Source organism: Bacillus sp. FH, from assembly GCF_052216825.1.
GTDB lineage: Bacteria > Bacillota > Bacilli > Bacillales > Bacillaceae_G > Bacillus_A > Bacillus_A paranthracis.
Map to the genome: position 1 here is coordinate 263480 of NZ_JBQOUU010000001.1, position 19073 is coordinate 282552.

General features: G+C 33.2%; 18 protein-coding genes and 2 pseudogenes. 1 reads left to right on the forward strand and 19 read right to left on the reverse strand.

Annotation, left to right across the window (positions count from 1 at the left end; all coding sequences use genetic code 11):
- Window positions 1–50: 50 nt before the first annotated feature.
- From ACTT1L_RS01450 to ACTT1L_RS01475, 6 genes are all read right to left on the reverse strand, one after another.
- The gene (locus ACTT1L_RS01450; RefSeq protein WP_000114663.1) at window positions 51–875 is read right to left on the reverse strand and encodes an ABC transporter permease; all 825 of its coding nucleotides are present in this window, start codon (window positions 873–875) and stop codon (window positions 51–53) included.
- Window positions 876–889: 14 nt separating this feature from the next.
- Complete coding sequence (locus tag ACTT1L_RS01455) at window positions 890–1669, reverse strand: ABC transporter ATP-binding protein (protein WP_000255350.1); 780 nt, start codon at window positions 1667–1669, stop codon at window positions 890–892.
- A gap of 14 nt (window positions 1670–1683) precedes the next feature.
- The gene (locus tag ACTT1L_RS01460; RefSeq protein ID WP_080501312.1) at window positions 1684–2706 is read right to left on the reverse strand and encodes an ABC transporter substrate-binding protein; all 1023 of its coding nucleotides are present in this window, start codon (window positions 2704–2706) and stop codon (window positions 1684–1686) included.
- Window positions 2707–2880: 174 nt separating this feature from the next.
- Window positions 2881–4326 (reverse strand): aryl-sulfate sulfotransferase, encoded by a 1446-nt coding sequence (locus ACTT1L_RS01465; RefSeq protein ID WP_000509954.1) that lies wholly within the window; start codon window positions 4324–4326, stop codon window positions 2881–2883.
- An 89-nt stretch (window positions 4327–4415) separates the two neighbouring features.
- Window positions 4416–4895, reverse strand: a complete 480-nt coding sequence (locus ACTT1L_RS01470) for a MarR family winged helix-turn-helix transcriptional regulator (RefSeq protein ID WP_001044428.1) — start codon at window positions 4893–4895, stop codon at window positions 4416–4418.
- A 336-nt stretch (window positions 4896–5231) separates the two neighbouring features.
- Window positions 5232–6980 carry an adenine deaminase C-terminal domain-containing protein gene (locus ACTT1L_RS01475; protein WP_442821738.1) on the reverse strand — a complete coding sequence of 583 codons (1749 nt, stop codon included), beginning with the start codon at window positions 6978–6980 and terminating at the stop codon, window positions 5232–5234.
- Window positions 6981–7198: 218 nt separating this feature from the next.
- On the opposite strand from ACTT1L_RS01475, the gene ACTT1L_RS01480 reads away from it, so the two are divergent.
- The gene (locus ACTT1L_RS01480; protein WP_116777232.1) at window positions 7199–7537 is read left to right on the forward strand and encodes a DapH/DapD/GlmU-related protein; all 339 of its coding nucleotides are present in this window, start codon (window positions 7199–7201) and stop codon (window positions 7535–7537) included.
- A 287-nt stretch (window positions 7538–7824) separates the two neighbouring features.
- Here the strand turns inward: ACTT1L_RS01480 and ACTT1L_RS01485 are convergent, their stop codons facing one another.
- From ACTT1L_RS01485 to ACTT1L_RS01545, 13 genes and pseudogenes are all read right to left on the reverse strand, one after another.
- Window positions 7825–8463, reverse strand: a complete 639-nt coding sequence (locus ACTT1L_RS01485; protein WP_000624902.1) for a LysE family translocator — start codon at window positions 8461–8463, stop codon at window positions 7825–7827.
- Window positions 8464–9229: 766 nt separating this feature from the next.
- Window positions 9230–10396: a serine hydrolase domain-containing protein gene (locus ACTT1L_RS01490; protein WP_319608796.1), complete on the reverse strand. Its 1167-nt coding sequence runs from the start codon at window positions 10394–10396 to the stop codon at window positions 9230–9232.
- Window positions 10397–10654: 258 nt separating this feature from the next.
- Complete coding sequence (locus tag ACTT1L_RS01495) at window positions 10655–11161, reverse strand: DUF3902 family protein (RefSeq protein WP_000843849.1); 507 nt, start codon at window positions 11159–11161, stop codon at window positions 10655–10657.
- 194 nt (window positions 11162–11355) lie between these two features.
- Entirely contained in the window at window positions 11356–12090 is a 735-nt protein-coding gene (locus ACTT1L_RS01500; protein WP_442821739.1) for a signal peptidase II, read from the reverse strand.
- 15 nt (window positions 12091–12105) lie between these two features.
- Window positions 12106–13215 carry a DUF58 domain-containing protein gene (locus tag ACTT1L_RS01505; protein ID WP_061184567.1) on the reverse strand — a complete coding sequence of 370 codons (1110 nt, stop codon included), beginning with the start codon at window positions 13213–13215 and terminating at the stop codon, window positions 12106–12108.
- Window positions 13212–14144, reverse strand: a complete 933-nt coding sequence (locus ACTT1L_RS01510; RefSeq protein WP_442821740.1) for an AAA family ATPase — start codon at window positions 14142–14144, stop codon at window positions 13212–13214. Before ACTT1L_RS01510 ends, ACTT1L_RS01505 begins: the two co-directional genes overlap by 4 nt.
- Window positions 14145–14445: 301 nt before the next feature.
- A complete protein-coding gene (locus ACTT1L_RS01515; RefSeq protein ID WP_442821741.1) occupies window positions 14446–15693 on the reverse strand; it encodes a PoNi-like cognate immunity protein in 1248 nt (415 codons plus the stop codon).
- A gap of 27 nt (window positions 15694–15720) precedes the next feature.
- A pseudogene (locus ACTT1L_RS01520) lies at window positions 15721–16237 on the reverse strand (hypothetical protein); the annotation flags it as partial.
- A gap of 332 nt (window positions 16238–16569) precedes the next feature.
- Entirely contained in the window at window positions 16570–16914 is a 345-nt protein-coding gene (locus ACTT1L_RS01525) for a hypothetical protein (protein ID WP_073531279.1), read from the reverse strand.
- Window positions 16889–17173: a hypothetical protein gene (locus ACTT1L_RS01530; protein ID WP_002025991.1), complete on the reverse strand. Its 285-nt coding sequence runs from the start codon at window positions 17171–17173 to the stop codon at window positions 16889–16891. The genes ACTT1L_RS01525 and ACTT1L_RS01530 overlap by 26 nt, the downstream gene beginning before the upstream one ends.
- Window positions 17174–17262: 89 nt before the next feature.
- Window positions 17263–17601: a hypothetical protein gene (locus ACTT1L_RS01535; protein WP_061130397.1), complete on the reverse strand. Its 339-nt coding sequence runs from the start codon at window positions 17599–17601 to the stop codon at window positions 17263–17265.
- 24 nt (window positions 17602–17625) lie between these two features.
- Window positions 17626–18513, reverse strand: a pseudogene (locus ACTT1L_RS01540) (polymorphic toxin type 50 domain-containing protein); the annotation flags it as partial.
- A gap of 202 nt (window positions 18514–18715) precedes the next feature.
- The gene (locus tag ACTT1L_RS01545; protein WP_071742912.1) at window positions 18716–19054 is read right to left on the reverse strand and encodes a hypothetical protein; all 339 of its coding nucleotides are present in this window, start codon (window positions 19052–19054) and stop codon (window positions 18716–18718) included.
- Between the last annotated feature and the right edge of the window lie 19 nt (window positions 19055–19073).

The following is a 19073-nucleotide window of genomic DNA, read 5'->3' on the forward strand; positions in this document are numbered from 1 at the left end:
AAAAAAGAGCCATTTATCTAACCTTTTTTAGTCAGCTAAATGGCTCTTTTTTATTTTTTCACCACATTATATCTTTTCAGAACTACACTTCCGAATTTATTAAATATCCGATCCATCAAGAAGCCCATCAATCCAAGAATAACAAGACCGACAAAAATCCAATCTGTTTTGAAATATAACCTTGCATTCCAAATCATATAACCAATTCCTTCATTAGCTGCAACCATTTCAGCTCCAACAATAGCCATAAATGAGGATCCCATTGCAAGCTTTGCCCCCGTATAAATATAAGGAAGTGCTGCTGGTATGATGACATGGAACATAATTTGCCATTCTGATGCTCCCATACTTCTCGCTGAGCGAATTTTATCTTCTTCAACAGCTTGCACACCGGTAATTGTGTTAATCGTCACAATAAAGAAAGTTGCATACATAATGAGAAAAATTTTAGATTGCTCTCCAATACCAAACCAAAGCATAAATAATGTTATAAAGGCAAGAGGTGGAATAAAGCGAATAAAATTGATAACTGGATCAAATAGCGCTCTTAACCATGGGATTCGGCCAATTAATAATCCTACCGGAATGGCTACAAGATTCCCTAAAATCCATCCAGCTATTACTCTTAAAAAACTAACTCCTATATATATAAATAAGGAACCATTTTGACTCAGTTCAATTGCTCCATACAAAACTGCTATCGGACTTGGCAAAAATTGCGGATCAGAAAATTTCGCTACAACACTCCATATCGTAAGGATAAGTATCCAAGCGATAATTCCACTTTGTAATAGCTTCTTTTGTAAACCAATCTTGAAATTATTTGTTTCATAAATAGTCTCTTTTCTTGCAATCTCATCTTTCAACACGCTCATATTTGGACCTCCTTTCAATCAAAGTGTGATTGAATCATTTGATAATAGTAATTAAATTCTTTATCTGTAAATGTTCTCGGATACGGTAGTGGAATATCGTAAATCTTTTCAATTTTTGAAGAAGGTCCTTTAGACATTACCCCTATTCTTTGCCCAAGTAATAGAGCTTCTTGAATATCATGAGTGACAAAAATAATCGTTTTGTTTGTTTCTTTCCAAATTCGAATTAACTCTATTTGCATTGTTCTTCTAGTCATTGCATCGAGTGCTCCAAATGGTTCATCCATTAATAAAAATTGCGAGTCATTGGCTAACACACGTGCTAATTGAACTCTTTGTTTCATTCCTCCAGAAAGTTCTCTTGGATATTTTCCTTCATGCCCATCTAGTCCAACAAGTTTTATATAGTGAGAGGATATATCATTTCGGGTCTGCTTTATCATTTTTTTCATTTTTAAACCAAATTCAATATTTTCTTTAATTGTTAGCCACGGAAAAAGCGCTGCGTCTGCTTGTTGAAATACGACGCCACGATTTCTATCAGGCTTAATTACCTCTTCATTATTGACTATTAGTTTCCCTGATGTCTTTTCAACAAATCCAGCAACCATACTTAATAACGTAGATTTTCCACATCCGCTTGGGCCAAGTAATATAAAAAATTCACCATTCCCAATTGTTAAATTTACATCTTCTAAAACAAATTGTTCGTTATTAAATGATTTAGATAACCCAGAAATAGAAATGGCCACAGGAGATTTCAATACTTCTTTTTCACTTACTGTACTCACCATACTTCACTCCTATTCTATTTATAAGTAACAGATTCAGGGAAAGCTTTTTTAAGTGCTTCAAGATTAATTTTATCTTTCAATTCATATTTATCTTTCAGTTTCCCTTTCTCTTCTAACCATACTTTCATATCTTCTAAATGTTTTGCGTCCTCCTCTGTAAATCCAAGAACATAGTTTTGTCTTTCAATATCTTTTAACGCATCTTTCTCTGGTAGTTTCAATTGCTCAAAAGCAAGCTTAGCGGTTTCTTTTTTATTGTTATCTACATATTTAATACCTTCAGATAAAGCCTTAAGTGTGTTTTCAACAGCTTTTGGATTCTTCTCGACGAATGATCTTTTTGCTAGTAAATAGCTGTCAATTGTAACGCCTGCACTTTCTAAATCACCTAATTTTGTTACACCTTTTATATTTTTAAATTTATCCTTTAATGCACCAGAACTCCAAACAGCATCTATATCACCATTTTTTATTCCTACAATAGCTTCGTCTGGTGTACTATATGGAACGAAGGTAATATCCTTTTCATTAATATGTTTCGCTGCCAAATATTTCGCCCAAACATACTCCGTTACAGTCCCTTTAGGTACGCCTAACTTTTTACCTTTTAAATCATTTTCTGTTTTAATCCCCTCTCTAACTAGAAGCTCATTGTCTTTTGATGATTTTTCATTTCCTCGCGTAAGTGTTGAAATTACGACCATATCTCCTTTTCCTAACGAATTTAAAAGCGCATAATCAGCAGCAAGACCTGTATCAGCTTGTTCCGTTAATACCGCATTAACTGTATCAATTCCATAAGCAAAATTCGATAGTTGAGCTTTAATACTATTTTTCTCAAAATAGCCTTGTTTCTCGGCAGCTCTAAACTGAAAAGATCCGCCAGCAGCTGTATCTATAGCCATTTTCACCGCGGCCGTTTCTTTCCCATTACTTTTTGTCGTTCCCGCACTTTCTTTTGAAAAGTTTGAGCATCCTGCTACAGCTAAACTAGTAACCATTGATAAACTTAAAAATAAAGGCTTTAGTTTCACCATTTATCATTCCTCCATAACAATTTGTTCAAGCTTGAAGTAAGATTTGTTTAACCGAAATATTACGTTAAATTATTACAAATAAAGAAATGGAAACGTTTTGTCATATAACAAACCTATCAAGTTCATTTTAATAAGTGGGGGAAATGACTCTCCCCACACTTTAAATTACTAACGTTAATCTCGTATTTTATTTATTTCTTCCAATGTCGCTACACAGAAATCTCCGGTGCCGTAAGATATTGTTCCTTCGACTGTCACAACAGATTCCGTACCAGCTTCTGCAGCATTCGGGACTCTAAATGCTGCTATATCAAGAGGAGTAATTTCTTTCTCCTCTGGTTTTTCTAGTTGAGGTACCCACTCATACGGTACACGATACGCACGGTAAACCATATTGGAGTTTCTGTTATTTTTATAAGGTGAAATATATTCCCATACAAGCTCATGCTCACGAGTAACTTCAAAAATCCGACCATCTGCTCCTTCTGTAATCAATGTATTTCCGTTTGGTAGCCTTTGGGCAGAACTAATATATGGACTGTAAAATCGATACGAATCTAAAGGAGCTTGATATCCAGCTTCAGTTGGCGTATATTGCCACTCAATTTCTAAAGTTACTGGATTAATTTCTAGAATCCTCGAGTGATCACGAACAGCATTTTTGGAACCGTATGGAGATGCAGGGTTTGGAAGACCGTATCCTGCCCAACCACCATTATCAAATACAAGTAAATTCCCTTCTCCAGGCAATCCTTTCGGAATGATATGTGCATGATGTTGTCCAATGATCCATCCTAAATGCTTAACATCTGGACTAGAATAATCAGGACCGAGTTTCCAAACTATATTTCCTGTCTTCTTGTCAATAATGGCAATTATATTTGACTCCCTAGCATCCCAAATAATATTTTCAGGATGAAAACGTTCATCTCCTTGGTCATAAAACTTATTCGGACCAATTGTAGACATAGAATTTATATGCATCCAATCTCCATCCGAATTACCACCAAAGGATCTAATATTAGGATTACGGAATAGTACATTTTTAGCACTTTCATCAAATCCAAGTTCTTCAAAATGATCACTGACAGCCCACTCCCATATAATATTCCCTTCCCAATCTACCTCAATAATGACATCATCTAATAACGGCTTATCGGATATATTCGGATTATGTACATTTTTGTGTGCTAAAATTAACGTATTTCCACCATCTGTTTTCGGTTCTAATTCTGGTGCATAGTAACCCACGGGATTTCCCTCACGCTGATAATCATGATGAGCTCTAGCCATCCACTGCGGATCATGGCCTGGGTCTTCAATGTGTTCCAGACGGTTAAATCTCCAGACTATGTTTCCTTCCCAATCTACTTGAACTAAATCTACTTCATCTTGAAAACCGTACTCAGGATCTCTTTGTGCTGTATGACCAAAAACATATCCGCCTGGTAATAACTTATTTGGAAATCCACGCAGTCCTTTCCATAAGTGTACTTCCTTTCCATTCATATCAATTAATAACGCACCATGATCTGCAGCTTGATAAATTGTATAACCACTCCAAGCTTTCCCGGGATTATATACTGTTGCCCCTGTTGGATAAATTGTTGGATGTCCCATTCTTTCCACTCCTATTCATATTATTAATAAGTCACCTTTTAACAGTTTGAATTTTCAGACCTAAATAACTAGAGTAATAGTATTCTTTGTTATTCCTCTGTATTCTCATTGCTTAGTTTCATAATTGTATCCGAAAGGTGTTCTAAATTATGGGCTAAGCGTTTAAAAACTTCGGTCTGCACTTGTAATTCTTCTGTTGAAAATCCATCGAATAAAACAGACATAAAACTTGTTCTTATTTTATTATTTCGCTTTATAAATTTCAGGCCATCTTCAGTAATATCAAGTAAAGTGATTCGTCTATCTTCCTGATGACGTTTCCGAATAGCCAAGCCTCTTTCTTCTAACTTATCGCATAATGCCGTAATCGCTCCTGATGTAAAATCCAGTTCTTCTGCTAAATCAGTTAGACGCTGCTCACCATCTCGAATAATTTTGTTTAATATTAAGATGCCCGGCAACATAATACCTTCAATCTTAATTTTGTCACGTTCCTTTACAAACTTACGGACCATTTTACGAAACAACCAATCTGTTTCTTCGATTAATGTTGGCATCGTTTTATTCATATCTCCTCCGCTCCTTGCTCTATGAATAATACAAAAAGGCACGAACACATTTCAAAATTATGAAATGTATACGTGCCTTTGGTTATCCAATCAGCTATTCAATTTGTTTTAGCATTAAAATAATGAGTGGTAAAATAAGTAATATCCACATATTAATCCATTAATTCCTATGAGTCAAGTGTGTTTTAAAAATATATTTTCCTAATTTATCTATTTGTTCTCGTTTAAGGTTATTTTTGAGATTATTTATATGTAACCCTATTTATAACAATACATCTAAAATCTAAAACTCCCCCACTTTACATAACTACTGTAGCGGAGGAGTTCTTTCTAATATTACTTTATCAAATTCACCGGCGAAGCAACTACCTTTCCACTTTTCACATCATATAGCCCTATAGGCGTTACCCGTATAAAAGGCAAGTGCGTCGCAGAAAAGAATAAAATTGTAAATGCTGGATCATCATACGCGTAGCCACGCTCTTGTAGTAATTTCACCATCTGTTTCTCTTCCTGTATTAATTCACTCATTTTTAAATTAGACATAATTCCGAGCAATGGTAATGCGATTTCATGTAATACTTCATTCTTCTCAGCTATTACCATTCCCCCGCCAAGCTCTTTTACTCTATGAAAAGCTATAAGCATATCTTCTTTTCTTTTTCCGATAAGAATGATGTCACCTGTACCAGAATAAGAGCTAGCAAGCCCACCTAGTTCTTTCGCAAAACCTTTCACAACTGTATTCACTCGCCAACTGCCATCACGAGCAATCATCATAAGGAAACATTCATCATGATCTGTGGACAATTCATTACATTCTATGTTGATTTTACTAGTATATGGTTTTGTAATAACGTTATTTAATAAGTGTATACCCGTTTTATTAGAGAAAATCATATCCTCTTTTTCTATGGACCAATCTAATGATAATGGAGTTACTTTACATTTACCCCAGTCTATATGTAATGCTTCATGCGTATTTACACCGTCACGCTTCACCCATTTCCCCTTTGCAATAACGCTCGCTGGTACTGGGTTTTCTTTACTTTCTAAAATATTGATATTTGCAATTCTCCCTGTCCCAATCGAACCATGTATATGCTCCATATTATAATAACGAGCAATATTATAACTTGCCATATGATATGCATCTATTACTGGAACACCTTGCTTTATAGCAGTAGTAATCATTACATTCGTCATTCCGTTTTCATAAAAGGACGGATGAGAACCATCTGTTGTGAAAAAGAATCTATCAAATTGCTTCACACCTAATTCCAGTAGTTCTTTTAATAAAACTTCTAAATCTGGTCGGATGGAAGAGTTTCGAAGAGAAACAGTGTAACCTTGCATAAGACGAGTTAACACTTCTTGCCCCGTCATTGCTTCATGATCACAGTCTGTACCTAACAGTTTTAATTTTACTAACGTTGCTTCAGATGCTCCTGGGAAATGTCCTTCTACTTTTTTCTGTAATCGCTTTGTTTCCTGCACCCAAGTTAGCATTTCATCATCGCCATGTAATAATTTTGGCCATGCTGTTAGCTCTCCTCCTTGAAGAACTGCTTCATGCTGTAGCCATTCTATTATTTCTTCACTATTAAATAAAGATTGCCCATTTTGCAATTCAGTTTGTCCATCAAAACGGCACCACCAATACATACTAGCTGAAAGCTTTTTAAATTTATCTAATAAATGAAATGATTCCTCACGCTTTAATGTGAAAAATAGAGTTAAATTATCATTAATAAAAGTTGTTGTCCCAAATTGCATCGCATAATTCGCTAACGTCTCTGGATTATATAATTGATATGGATGTGCATGCGGTTCTATGTAACTAGGAACGACATACTTTCCATCACAATCAATAACTTCACATTCATGTAGTTGCTCTGGTAGTTTTTCTCCTACATATATAATTCTGTCATCATAGATCCAAATATTTGCTTCCATCCATTCACGTATATAGGAATTTAAGTATGTTGCGTTCTTTAATAATTTATGAGGACTTCTTGTACCGTCTATTATTTCAACATGTTCTCGTAATTGCTCGTTACTCCATCTGAACTGATTTTGTCCCAATGTATTTCACTCCAATGCCATATTAGTTAAGACGAAAAATAATTAATTAACTAAACTATTTTCTATTTAAGTCCACTCAATATATATCACTATTATATTTAACAATCATAAAAATTACAATTTTCGGAATATAAATCGTTTTATTGTTCACTTCTTCCTCATTTGAACATGAACATTTCTGTGAAGTTGTTTTACTGGAACCTTTGAAAGAATAATGAATATTTTGTAAGGGCAAAAACGTATTTTTTAACAATGGATGTTCTTTTCAAGATAGAGATGGGATTCAAATAGGAGACAATTGTATAATCGGTATGAATGCTACAATTGCCACACTTAATCACGGGCTAACTTTAGAAACAAGAAACACGACATACGCCTCCCCTGTTACAATTGGTGAAAATGTATGGATCGGGTCTAGTGCAACCATACTTCCTGGTGTGACACTTGGAAACAATTCAGTTATTGCTGCAGGTACAGTTGTTACAAAAGATGCACTTGCAAACATTGTCGTTGCAGGAGTGCCCACAAAAGTTGTGAAAGTAATTCATAGCAATTAAAAACATTCTAGATTTTTCAAATGCAAACAAGCTACTTTTATTGAAATTTGCTTTACTGCTTATATATTTATTTTATCGTTCTTGTTAAGAATTTTATTTCTCTTTGTGAGAAGAAAATGTACCTATATATTTTTCTATAACGCAATAAAAAGACTTATAGAATGATTCTATAAGTCTTTTACTATAAGCAATTAACCTATACTCATCAATTAACAAATTCAAAAACCAAAAGGTTCGCTATGAATAAAGTTCTAAAAAATAACTACCCACTCTAATTATCAATCATTTCATAATAGTCTATTAATCCCTTTTACTGCCTCATAGCCAAAATATATTCCAAACATAATTAAAACAATTCCTGCTACTATAGAAATCCATTTCATTACTGTATGATTAATAAATCTTCTACCAAAATGAATAGATGTAGCCATAAATATATCCCAAAGCATAATCCCAGCAAAAATGGCTGCACTATACCATAAAGCTTGTTCTTTTCCAATAGTATTCATAGCACTAGTTAGAACTGATCCATATATCCCTATCCAAAAAATAATATTTAATGGATTAGAAATTGCGATAGCAAACCCCGATAGAAAAGATTTTAAAGGATGTTCTTTTTCACCTGATGAAATATATTGAACTTGTTTAGTAGCTTCTTTCATGCTTTCATAGCCTAAATAAATCATCGTTACAAAACCAAAAATCCAAATGCAGAGCTGGGCAACTGGAGTTGTTAAATAAGTCGAAATACCAAAGTAAATTAAAAACATCATTACAACATCTGCTGACATTGCTCCAACTCCTACTAACCATGCACTCAAAAAACCATTTTTTATTCCTTTATTTATTTGAGCAACATTAATCGGACCGACTGGTGCAGACAATGAAATCCCTAATAATATATAACTGAATATCATGCTAATCATTTTTCTTCAACTCCGTAATAGGACATTTAAACCTTTCTCTAATTTTTCTATCTGTTTCATAATCTAATATTGGCTCATATGTATATTATTTATACGATATAGCCGCTTCTTCTAACAGTTCTACTACTTGTTTATACTTGTTTATACATATTTATCCTCCCTTTGATTTCATTACAAAATTTGAAAAGATAGCCTTTTCTATTGCTGTTCCCGCTCCCCATTCTTTTTCACAATATATTCAATTATAGTTTAAGACACAATTTAAACTTGAAATAAAATACATATTTGTAATGCAAATGGAACCAAAATATAAAACCTATATTAATCACTAATTTCATAATAGTCAATCATTTGGGCACAAATCATAATTATCTATTTTTGTATACTTAATTCTATTTGTTATTAATTCATACGATAAAAGTACCTTATTATGTAAATTACGGAAATACATTTAAATATTTTTCAACAAAAAACAGAATTTACTTATTATTAACTCCGAAATCTAGAACTACTTACCTTTGTATGTTGCAATATTTTAAAAATGTAAAAGTCACTATAAATAAGAAATATCAAATAAATATAATAGATTTATAGTAAAATGAAAAAATTTAAATACATCATTACTTTTCTTGTAACAGCACATAAAAACCCCGAATCATGGGAAGTAAATTGCTCATGATTCGGGATTTTTTAAGACTATATTTTAATAACGATTAAATCACATACAAGTCCTTATATACCTCTATAGTAGAACTCTTTTTATCTGTTATTTATTAAATTCAATTTGCATCATTTTATTAAACTGCGAAACAATATCGACCTCATCTAAAGAGTTAATACTGACAGCCAATGTATGTTTACCACCAATTACTCCACCAGCAAAAGTCATAAACCCAGGAATTGATCCTCCGTGCCCCCATACTGAGACACCATTTGGAAGTTTAGTCTCATAGATTCCAAGACCATATCCATCACCAATCCCTTTTCCTTCTATAGGAACTGTAGTAAGCATTTCTTTTAGCTCGCGTTCCTTCAGTAACTTACCACCGAGTAAAGATGAAAAGAACTTGTTTAAATCATCCGCATTAGAAATCATGTCTCCAGCTGCATTAGCTAAACTCGGATTATAATACGTAATGTCTTTCAACTCGCCTGTTTCTTCCATTTTCACATATCCACGAGCATGATTCTTTCCTGGGATGACAGGTGAATTACCTGGTAAAAACGTATTTGGCAAGTCCAAAGGTTCAATAATTCGCTTTTCGATTTCTTCCGCATAACTATTACCAGTTATTTTTTCAATAAGCATTCCTAGTATTACGTATCCTGTGTTTGAATACGACCAGCCTTTACCTGGCGAAAAATCCGAAGGCAGCGCAAGTCCTATTTTCACTATTTCTTCTGCTGTATACGTTTTTTTCGAATTCATTATGTCAGCATCTTTTGACTTTAAGTATTCAGCGATACCACTCGTATGATTCAAAAGTTGACGTATCGTAATTTGATTACCATCATACCCATTTCCTTGAATGAGACCCGGTAGCCACTTTTCAATTGAATCGTCCAGTTGTACGCGATTTTCTCCTACTAATTGAAGAACAGTCGTGGCGGTAAAAGTTTTCGTCACACTACCAATCCGAAAGCGATAATCCGATTTCACCGGTTTCTTTGTACTTAAATCTGCTACGCCAGCAGTATAACTACTAATTTTTCCTTTATTAGATGTCTTAGCTAATACCCCTGGTGCTCCAATTTTGATTGTTTCCTGCATTACTTGTTTCCATCCATTCCGATTCTTTTGATCATGTACTTTTGACGAATTCGAAATACTTTGAGTAGACTCTGCTTTCACAGTGAAGCCAGGTGTAAATAGAGTAGTACCCGCTAATAAAACTGTCAAACTCGCTAACTTCATTGAATTACGTTTTTTCATAAGGATTTCTCTCCCCTATTCATATCGTATTGATTCAAGCTATACTTTCATCCTATATGATAAAACTGTCTTTTTTCTTATCCATTCCTTACGAAATACTTACGTTTAAATTTAAATAAAGTAAACTGGGGAAGAGTTATGCATGCAAATAAAAAGAGAACATGTTTTCATTTTTTATGTAAACATGTTCTCATAAACATTTAAAATTCTATATCAACTTTTCATCCTATTCTTTACACAACTAATCTAAATTCATTTTTACCAGCCTGCACTAGCATTCATTCCATTTCCAATAATAGAAAGTAATAGTGGCCATAATACTGGTCCTAACGTAAGCAGTACATTTAGAAGTATAAGTATTCTATATCCACCGGTGAAATTATGATTTTTACGATTCACAAATACGAGACTGACTAATGAGATTATGGTCGTTAAAAATAACACTAACATTACCAGCCAATACCACACCATTAAACTGAGACTCCATGGTGTTAATAGCTCGTGTATGATGCAAAATGAGATTCCTAATACCGCAAAACTAAAGCTAGTCACCGCTGTTTTTATAAGCCATTTACTTATTTTTTTATCGTATGTATTTTTACAATATAAATCTATTAAAGTATACAAAGATAAATATGCCATGAATACGCCTACCCAAGACAATAACCAGTCTCCGTCCCCTTTGAATAATAAGAACAGCAACCAACACATACTTACTGCAGAAAAAACAAAGGAAATAAGTATGCTTTTTAATACCGATTTCATTACATTTTCACACCCTTAAAAAACTTAAAAATTAATTATAATTTATAAAAATTAAGTATAGGTTAACATGTAATGAAGTATAAGTAAATAAAGTTAATTTACAGTTAATTTCGTTTTCTTAGTTGAAGGCTGTTATATATATGAAAATGATTCATGATAATCAAACTTCTCTACAAAAAAGTAAAGGTGAATATTTACGTATCCACCTTCCCATCTCCCTCTACCCACTTCATTATTTTTTCCACATCTAACTCCGTATACGTCTTTTCACCATAACGAACAGACTCATATAACGAAGTAATATTTCTCGTTCTACTAATTCTTTTTAACCACTGTTGCATCGTTTCATAGGATCTTCTCTGTTCATGAAATGGTAATGTTCTTTCCCATTCAACTAACGTTTTTCTTATCGTATCTTTAGGTAATGGCTGTTCAAACTGATGCATCACTTTCTTGTTCTTTTCGGTTCTATCCGTATTTTCTTTTGTTATCGATTGTTTATCCTGTTCTATTTCTGATTTCGTTACCTTTTTCCTCATTAATTTATAAACAGCATATAAAATGACCACTGCAATAATTACATAAAAAATGACACTAATCCATGAATTTGAAAGAACAGAAAACACATCAGTCCATGAATTTTTTCGTACAAAAAGTGGAATTTCCCTATCTATTTTCGTTCTTGTATCTACAACTCCTGTTTCTTCATCTATAATTCTTTCAGATTCATCAAACTGTGCGTCTACACTAGTAAAATCATAATTTCTTTCTGATATTATCTCCGTCTTACTAGAAAAAAGCCCTTTTACTATGTCTTGTACATACACAACACCTTGTGATAACGTTATCGCACTAATCGCAAAGAAAAGTATGATTAAAGTTCTTACACCCCATAACTTCACTTTCATATGTCGCTTTTTATTCGCCATGACATAAGCCCCTTCTTATTCTTTCATTACAATCCATTTATTCGTTCTACTGTATTTCTTTGGTGAAGTACCAATAATTAAAGGAACCGCATCCAGTTCCTTTCGACGAAAGCCTGCTGTATAAAAATAAGAAGAAGATACAGGCGTATCTTGGTCTGATATCGAGGCAAGTACCCTTAATACATTTTGCAAGTGTTTCCGATTATCCCCATTTTTTATATGTAGCAAACCGTTATCTTTTACACTATTGATCCATACTTCAAATGAACAGTTTTGCATGAGCAATTGTTTACATATACCCGCCGTTAATTCGATTAGTTTCTCTGTATCATTTCGCAAAGAAACACCACTTTTATTTTGCAAGTTGAGATAAATCGCGTATTTATCTGATTGCGTTCGCTCATACTTTTTCGCAGTTATCGTCCCCGTTTTCGCCGTTGCACTCCAGTGGATGGAACGAAAATCTTCATTTTCATAAGACTTTACTCCCATTACTTTCGTTTCATCATATAAGGGTGAAGACATCGCTTTTCGAAATCCTCGTGACCATTCTTGTAATTCCGGAACTTGTATTTTCGGAACAGCTGGTAAGACTAAATAAGAGGGCGTATCAACTTGTTTATATGTGATATGGTTCGTTATAAATCCAAAGAGCTCGGTAATCACAATTTCAACTTCTTCCCATTTCGCGATGCCTCTTTTTAACGCTACAACTTGCAAATCAAATGAAACTGACTCCCTTCCTTTTAAATTAAAATTCATATAATAATTTGAACCTGTACTATGATTTTTGTTTATTTCATCATGATTCCAAGTTAGCTTATTTTCACATTTAAATCGAAATACAACATTAAAAATAGGAAAAATTGATTTGTTTGAAATTTTTATTTTGCATCTGTTCGTTTCACCTATAAAAACATTCGAATTTCCTTGACTGTATTCCCATTCAACACGAGATACTTTACGTATATAAACATGCATAGCACCTATTAAAATTACATATAAAAATACGAGAGATAATATGAGTAAATTACTTGAAAATACACTTAAAATAACGGCTACAACTGACATAACTCCTATTACGAAAGGCTCCGCTAAAGGTGTATACACAAGTTGTTGATTCATCGTACATTCTCCACTGGCACATTAATCGTATGAAGAATTTCTTTCATAATTTGTTCTTTCGTCGTTTTCATCTCTCCCTCAATCGTTAACGTTAAACGATGAGCACATATGGAAGCAGCAAGTTGTTTTATATCATCTGGCGTACAGTAATCTCTTTCATTTAATATTGCCCGTGCTTGAATCGCTCTCATAAATGCCAACGTTCCCCGCGGGCTTACACCAATTTCAATTAGCTCATGCGTGCGTGTTGCTTCAATAATTTCAAGAAGATAATCTTGCACATCATTCCCTACTAAAACTTCTCTTGCACGCTTTTGCATCGTAATAATTTCTTCACTTGAAATAATAGAATGTAACGTTTCTAACGGATTATTCATTTGAAACCGATTCATCATTTCCTTTTCAGCTTCTCTCGTAGGATAACCTTGGCGTATTGTGAGTAAAAACCGGTCTAACTGAGCATCAGGTAAAGGAAATGTACCGGCCGATTCAAGAGGATTTTGCGTTGCAATTACTAAAAAAGGTTCTGGTAATAAATGTGTCTGTTTCGCAATTGTAACAGTACGTTCTTCCATCACTTCTAATAACGAAGATTGTGTTCTCGGTACAGCCCGATTAATTTCATCCACTAATACTATATTTGCAAAAATAGGACCTAACCTCGTTTTAAAATCCGATTCCTTCACATTAAAATATTCAAGACCAATAACATCTCCGGGCAAAGTATCCGCTGTAAATTGTATTCTTTGAAATTTTGCGTCCACGCTTTTAGCCAAACTTTTCGCTAGTGTTGTTTTTCCTGTCCCCGGTACATCTTCTAATAAAATATGTCCTTTTGCTATTAGAGCAATGGCTGCTAGTTCTATCGATTCGTCTTTTCCTATAATAACCTTCGAAATATTATCATTAATTTTCTTTAATGTACTCATATAGTAATCTACCACCTTTTAATTATCTAAAAATTAAGAATATAATTTTCCCAAATTATAACATGTAATTCGAAGATGAAATAGAGTGAAAATAAATCTTTTATTTTTTCTTCATTGCACGCAAAAAAGCACCTATTGTCGTATATTGACAATGAGGTGCTTAACTCAATCCAACAGCCTTCTTTCCCTCTAATTTTTAGTAACAATACATCCTTTTTTCTGCCACGCATGCATTGTTTTGAATTAACTAGTAAAATGCATTCTAATATTACATATAATAAAAATCATTTCGATTTGTTCGTTATAGAACTTCCTCTACATCGACACTCTCTATCTTCACTTCATACATATTTGGGATGTTTGCTTCTTTTGGTACCCATGCATAATAATTTTGATCATTCTCTAACATAAATTGAACTAACTTTGTTTCTGAAACATTCCAGAAATTTTTTAGATTATCAATGTAGTCTTCTAAATCTTCTTTATAGTCCAATTGTAATATATACTCTCTTACCGTCAGGGCAAACACAATTAAACTTCCTAATAGATTTTTTTGCTCATTTTCTTCTTCATACTCTTGTGGTAAGAACCACACTTGACCTATTTCTATCGTTTTTTTGTATTTTTCATAAAAACTACTATCATCCATATTCTCATAGTCATGAATCAATTCATTGACCAATGAATGCCATTTTGGCGGAATCATGTTTTCCAGTGCAGGATTATTTTCAATTCCTTCTACTATATCCTCTATTTCTTCTGTCTCATCTTCATAGTGATATTCACTTAGGTCTATATGCTTGAATTTCATTTCATTTTTATAATGTGCCAAATCATATGGATAATGATTATTATCTTTTAAACTTGTATCATCAAGTCCGAGTATCTTTACTATTGCAGCTGTCTCAAAGCTCCAATACCCCACATATCCAGGTTCTTTATGCGCATTTTTCCATTCATAATCATAATGGCCTTTAAACCATTCTTTCTCCATGTACGTTTGTAATCTTTTAGATGCTTCTTTTTTATCTGTTTGTGCAAGTTCTATAATCTCTCTCGTTTTTGCATATGGATTTTCTTTAAAATAAACATTCGTCATTTTTGTGTATCCGATATCACTAGCGCATAAGAGGAAATCAATTACTGCATCATTCACATTTTTTTTATCAACTATCTTTTTTAATCTTTCTATATTCTTTTTATCCGTTTCTAACAAAATTCCTAAAGAAATTATCCAAAGCATATATATATAACCCACTTTGCTAGCTCCTGTATGCTCTAAATCATCTATCGCATTATAAAAATATACTTCCATTTTACTAATGTCTTCTCCTAAAGAATACATTGCCCTAATGTCGTTCATCTCATGTATAAAATTCGACAAATAATTTTCTAATATAATACTTTTGTTATCATTAGGATATCTTTGAATACCATTTTTTTCATCTTCTTCTAAACTTTTAATCTCTTCTCTATTTTCTTCGATAAACTCTTTATGATATTCTATTCCCCTTTTACATTTTTCTTCTATACATAAATGATCTCTCATTCTTTTTAATTCCTCCTCGCTTCTAGATTATGGCCACTCTCCAACGATGTTACCCTTTGCATCTATCTTAAATGTTTTAACCTTTCCACTACTATCAACTTTTGATAATACTCTTTCAACTTTACCTCTTTTCAAGGCTTTCGTAATCTGTTCAGCTAATACTTCATCTCCCTCAACAGCTTTTAATATTCTACTTTTTCCAGTTTCAGAACCTTTCAACCAATCATTTGACATTTGTCGTCCATCTTTAGTTTTTCCTAATTGTGAACTACCAAATTTAGCTTCATCTATAACGTATTTGATCTTTGACTCTGCATTTGTATTTTCGTATAATCCATCAATTCCTTTTACTATTTTATCATTTATGCCTGATGGTGCACTTTTTCCGACTGGCTTTAAATCAAATCCAGCTTCTTTTAAACTTTGATTATTCAATAAATTGTCACTAGATTTTATTTCACCATAATTACCTTTTTGCTTATTTGTAGCTGTTTTTGCATCAAATTTATCTACAGTTGTGTTTTTTACTGCTAGATTTACCGTTAGCCGCACCCTAAATATCATCCTTAGCCCCTTTAACTCAACCAATTTCTTCCTAAAGCTTTGAAATCTTACTTTGAGTATAGGCTTTCGTCTCTTTATGACTTAAGGTGATTGCCTCTTCAAATATTAACTACTATAATTACAAGTAAATTAAAACAAACTTAAAAAGAATGAATTCTTTACTATACAGAATTCATTCCTCACTAGTTGCTTAAAATATTTATCTAACTCTTTAGGTTTAATTCACATTCAATCTCCCCTAAACATACATTAAATCTCCCTCCATATTTTTAAATTCCTAAGAATGATGGAAAGCTAGCATCCCCTGTAAGCTTATGCTGAATACCACTCTTCCGTAGAAAAATTATCAGCATTTGAATTTCCTTCTAACTCCCATTCACTAATAAAATTAATTATTTCTCCTAAAATTAGATTTATATCATGATTTTTTATAATCAAACCTCTATGATTATTCCAAGTAAAATCAATTTCGATATTTATATTCAACCCATCCTCACATTTACTTAAAAAGTCATTCATTACTAAGGTAAAACGTAAATTCACAAAATTATCAGAAACCCAAATTACGGATGAATCATCATTAACCTTCTCTATTCTAAATCTTAAATTATTGTATGTAATCCACTTTATATTACCTTGTATTTTTTCTTCTTTCATAATTATTTTCCTCCCATACTATAACATCCATTGCTGGATTTGTTTTTAAACTGCCATATATCACATTTTCCCATGAACCATACTTTTTATAAAGTTGTTCAGGTGTAGGTCCTTCTGCCTTGCCATATTCAAGAATATTTCTTTCATTGCATTCAATCCATGTTTTTTCACAAAAACGGCATTGAGATTTCTTATTAGATATCCTAAGTACACTCATACTCTCATCCGTCTCTTTTTCTTGTAACCAATTTCGTACCACTGATGAACACCCTTTACAGGTGTAAAAACATAGAAAAAAACCTTGATTGGTATATATGCCAATCAAGGTCTCATTTTAAATACCACCTATTATTTACATATTTCTCTTTCCCATACTCTTTTTCCGTCAGTTAAAAATACTGCACTTGGTGGATCATCATAGAGAGAAATTTCAACCAATGAACTTTTTTCTTGTTTTAACCAATTATATACAGTACCTTCGTTTGTATTAGGTCGAGATAAAATATTATTTACTCTAAATACAGCTGCATCATATTCTGTATAATTTATATCATCCTCATCTAGTCCATTGTCTGTTTCAAAAACTGTATCTAGTTCTCCAATAATCCTCAATCCACTTTTCCATTCTAGTATCATGTCACTATGTTCATAATTTATTAATGTTCCAATTAAAGAATCGTACCCCATTTGCATCCTCTTTTCTTATGATTTTTATGGTCTTGATGGTACTATATGAGCGCCATCTTTTCCATAATGGATCAACCCTTTAGTAGTCTCATGGTATTCACCAGTATTGCGGTCATAATATTTTCCTATTGGCTCACCAAAGTCTACTCTTTCTCTACCGTTTTTTAATAGTTCACCTTTCCCGGCGAACTTATCAAGCAATTCTTGCACTATTTTATTATCACCATAGAAAATACTCTTATTTTTTCCATTTGCTAATTCTTGTTTATAGTTCGGTGTATCAGGAATATGCTTTTCTTGAGCTCCTGCTTTCACTTTTATTGGATAACCATTTACTTCACGGTATGGACCTTTAGGTACAGAATCTTTTCCATAAGAAGGTATTCGATTACTCGCACCCTTACCTCCACCAGAAGACTGGATTTTTTGAATAGTATCCTTAGTATTTTGAATCGATTTATTCCAAACAAATCCACCATGTGCAAAAAGACTAGCCCCAGCAGCTGTTGCTGCTATATCTAATGGAATAACAATTGGTGATGCTAACCCACCAGTTCCTACTTCTGCGACGATAGTTAAGAAATTAGATCCGCCTATGAGCGAAATACCTTCAAATATTTCTACAATGGACCCGGCTATTGATATAACATTTCCAGCCAACCTTCCAGCTTGGTAAGTTGTCTTACTTTCTAATTTATCATTCTCATGCGGTTGTAGTCCAACAAAGTTTTCTAGGGCTGCATCACCAGCACCTTGAAAAAATTCGATAACTCCATGCAAAAATGTTTGCGCATAAATGGCTGTTTTTTCATGCCATGATCTATTGTCTTCCTACTCTTGCAAGTTAAATTGTTGTTTTTGCAAAGTAATTTGTTTCATCTCGGTTTGACGAGCTTGTTCTTCTATAATCCCCTAAGTTCTTCTCATTGTTTTTTCACAAAATCCGCATTGAGATTTCTTATTAGATATCCTAAGTACACTCATACTCTCATCCGTCTCTTTTTCTTATAGCCAATTTTATACCATCGATGAACACCCTTTACAGGTGTAAAAACATAGAAAAAACCTTGATTGGCATATATGCCAATCAAGGTAACATTTTAAATACCACCTATTATTTACACATTTCTCTTTCCCATACTCTTTTTCCGTCAGTTAAAAACACTGCACTTGGTGGATCATCATAGAGAGAAATTTCAACCAATGAACTTTTTTCTTGTTTCAACCAATTATATACAATACCTTCGTTAGTAGAAGGTTGAGATAAAATATGATTTACTTGAAATGCTGTTGCATAATATTCTGCGTATGCGGGGTCATCATCATCTAATCCATTGTCTGTCTCATAAAATGTGTCTGTTTTGCCTATAATTCTCAACCCACTGTTCCACTCTAATATGATTTCTACACCTTCATGCTCTGTTAATGTTTTAAATAAAGAATCTGCTTCCATAGACATCCTCTTTCTTAAT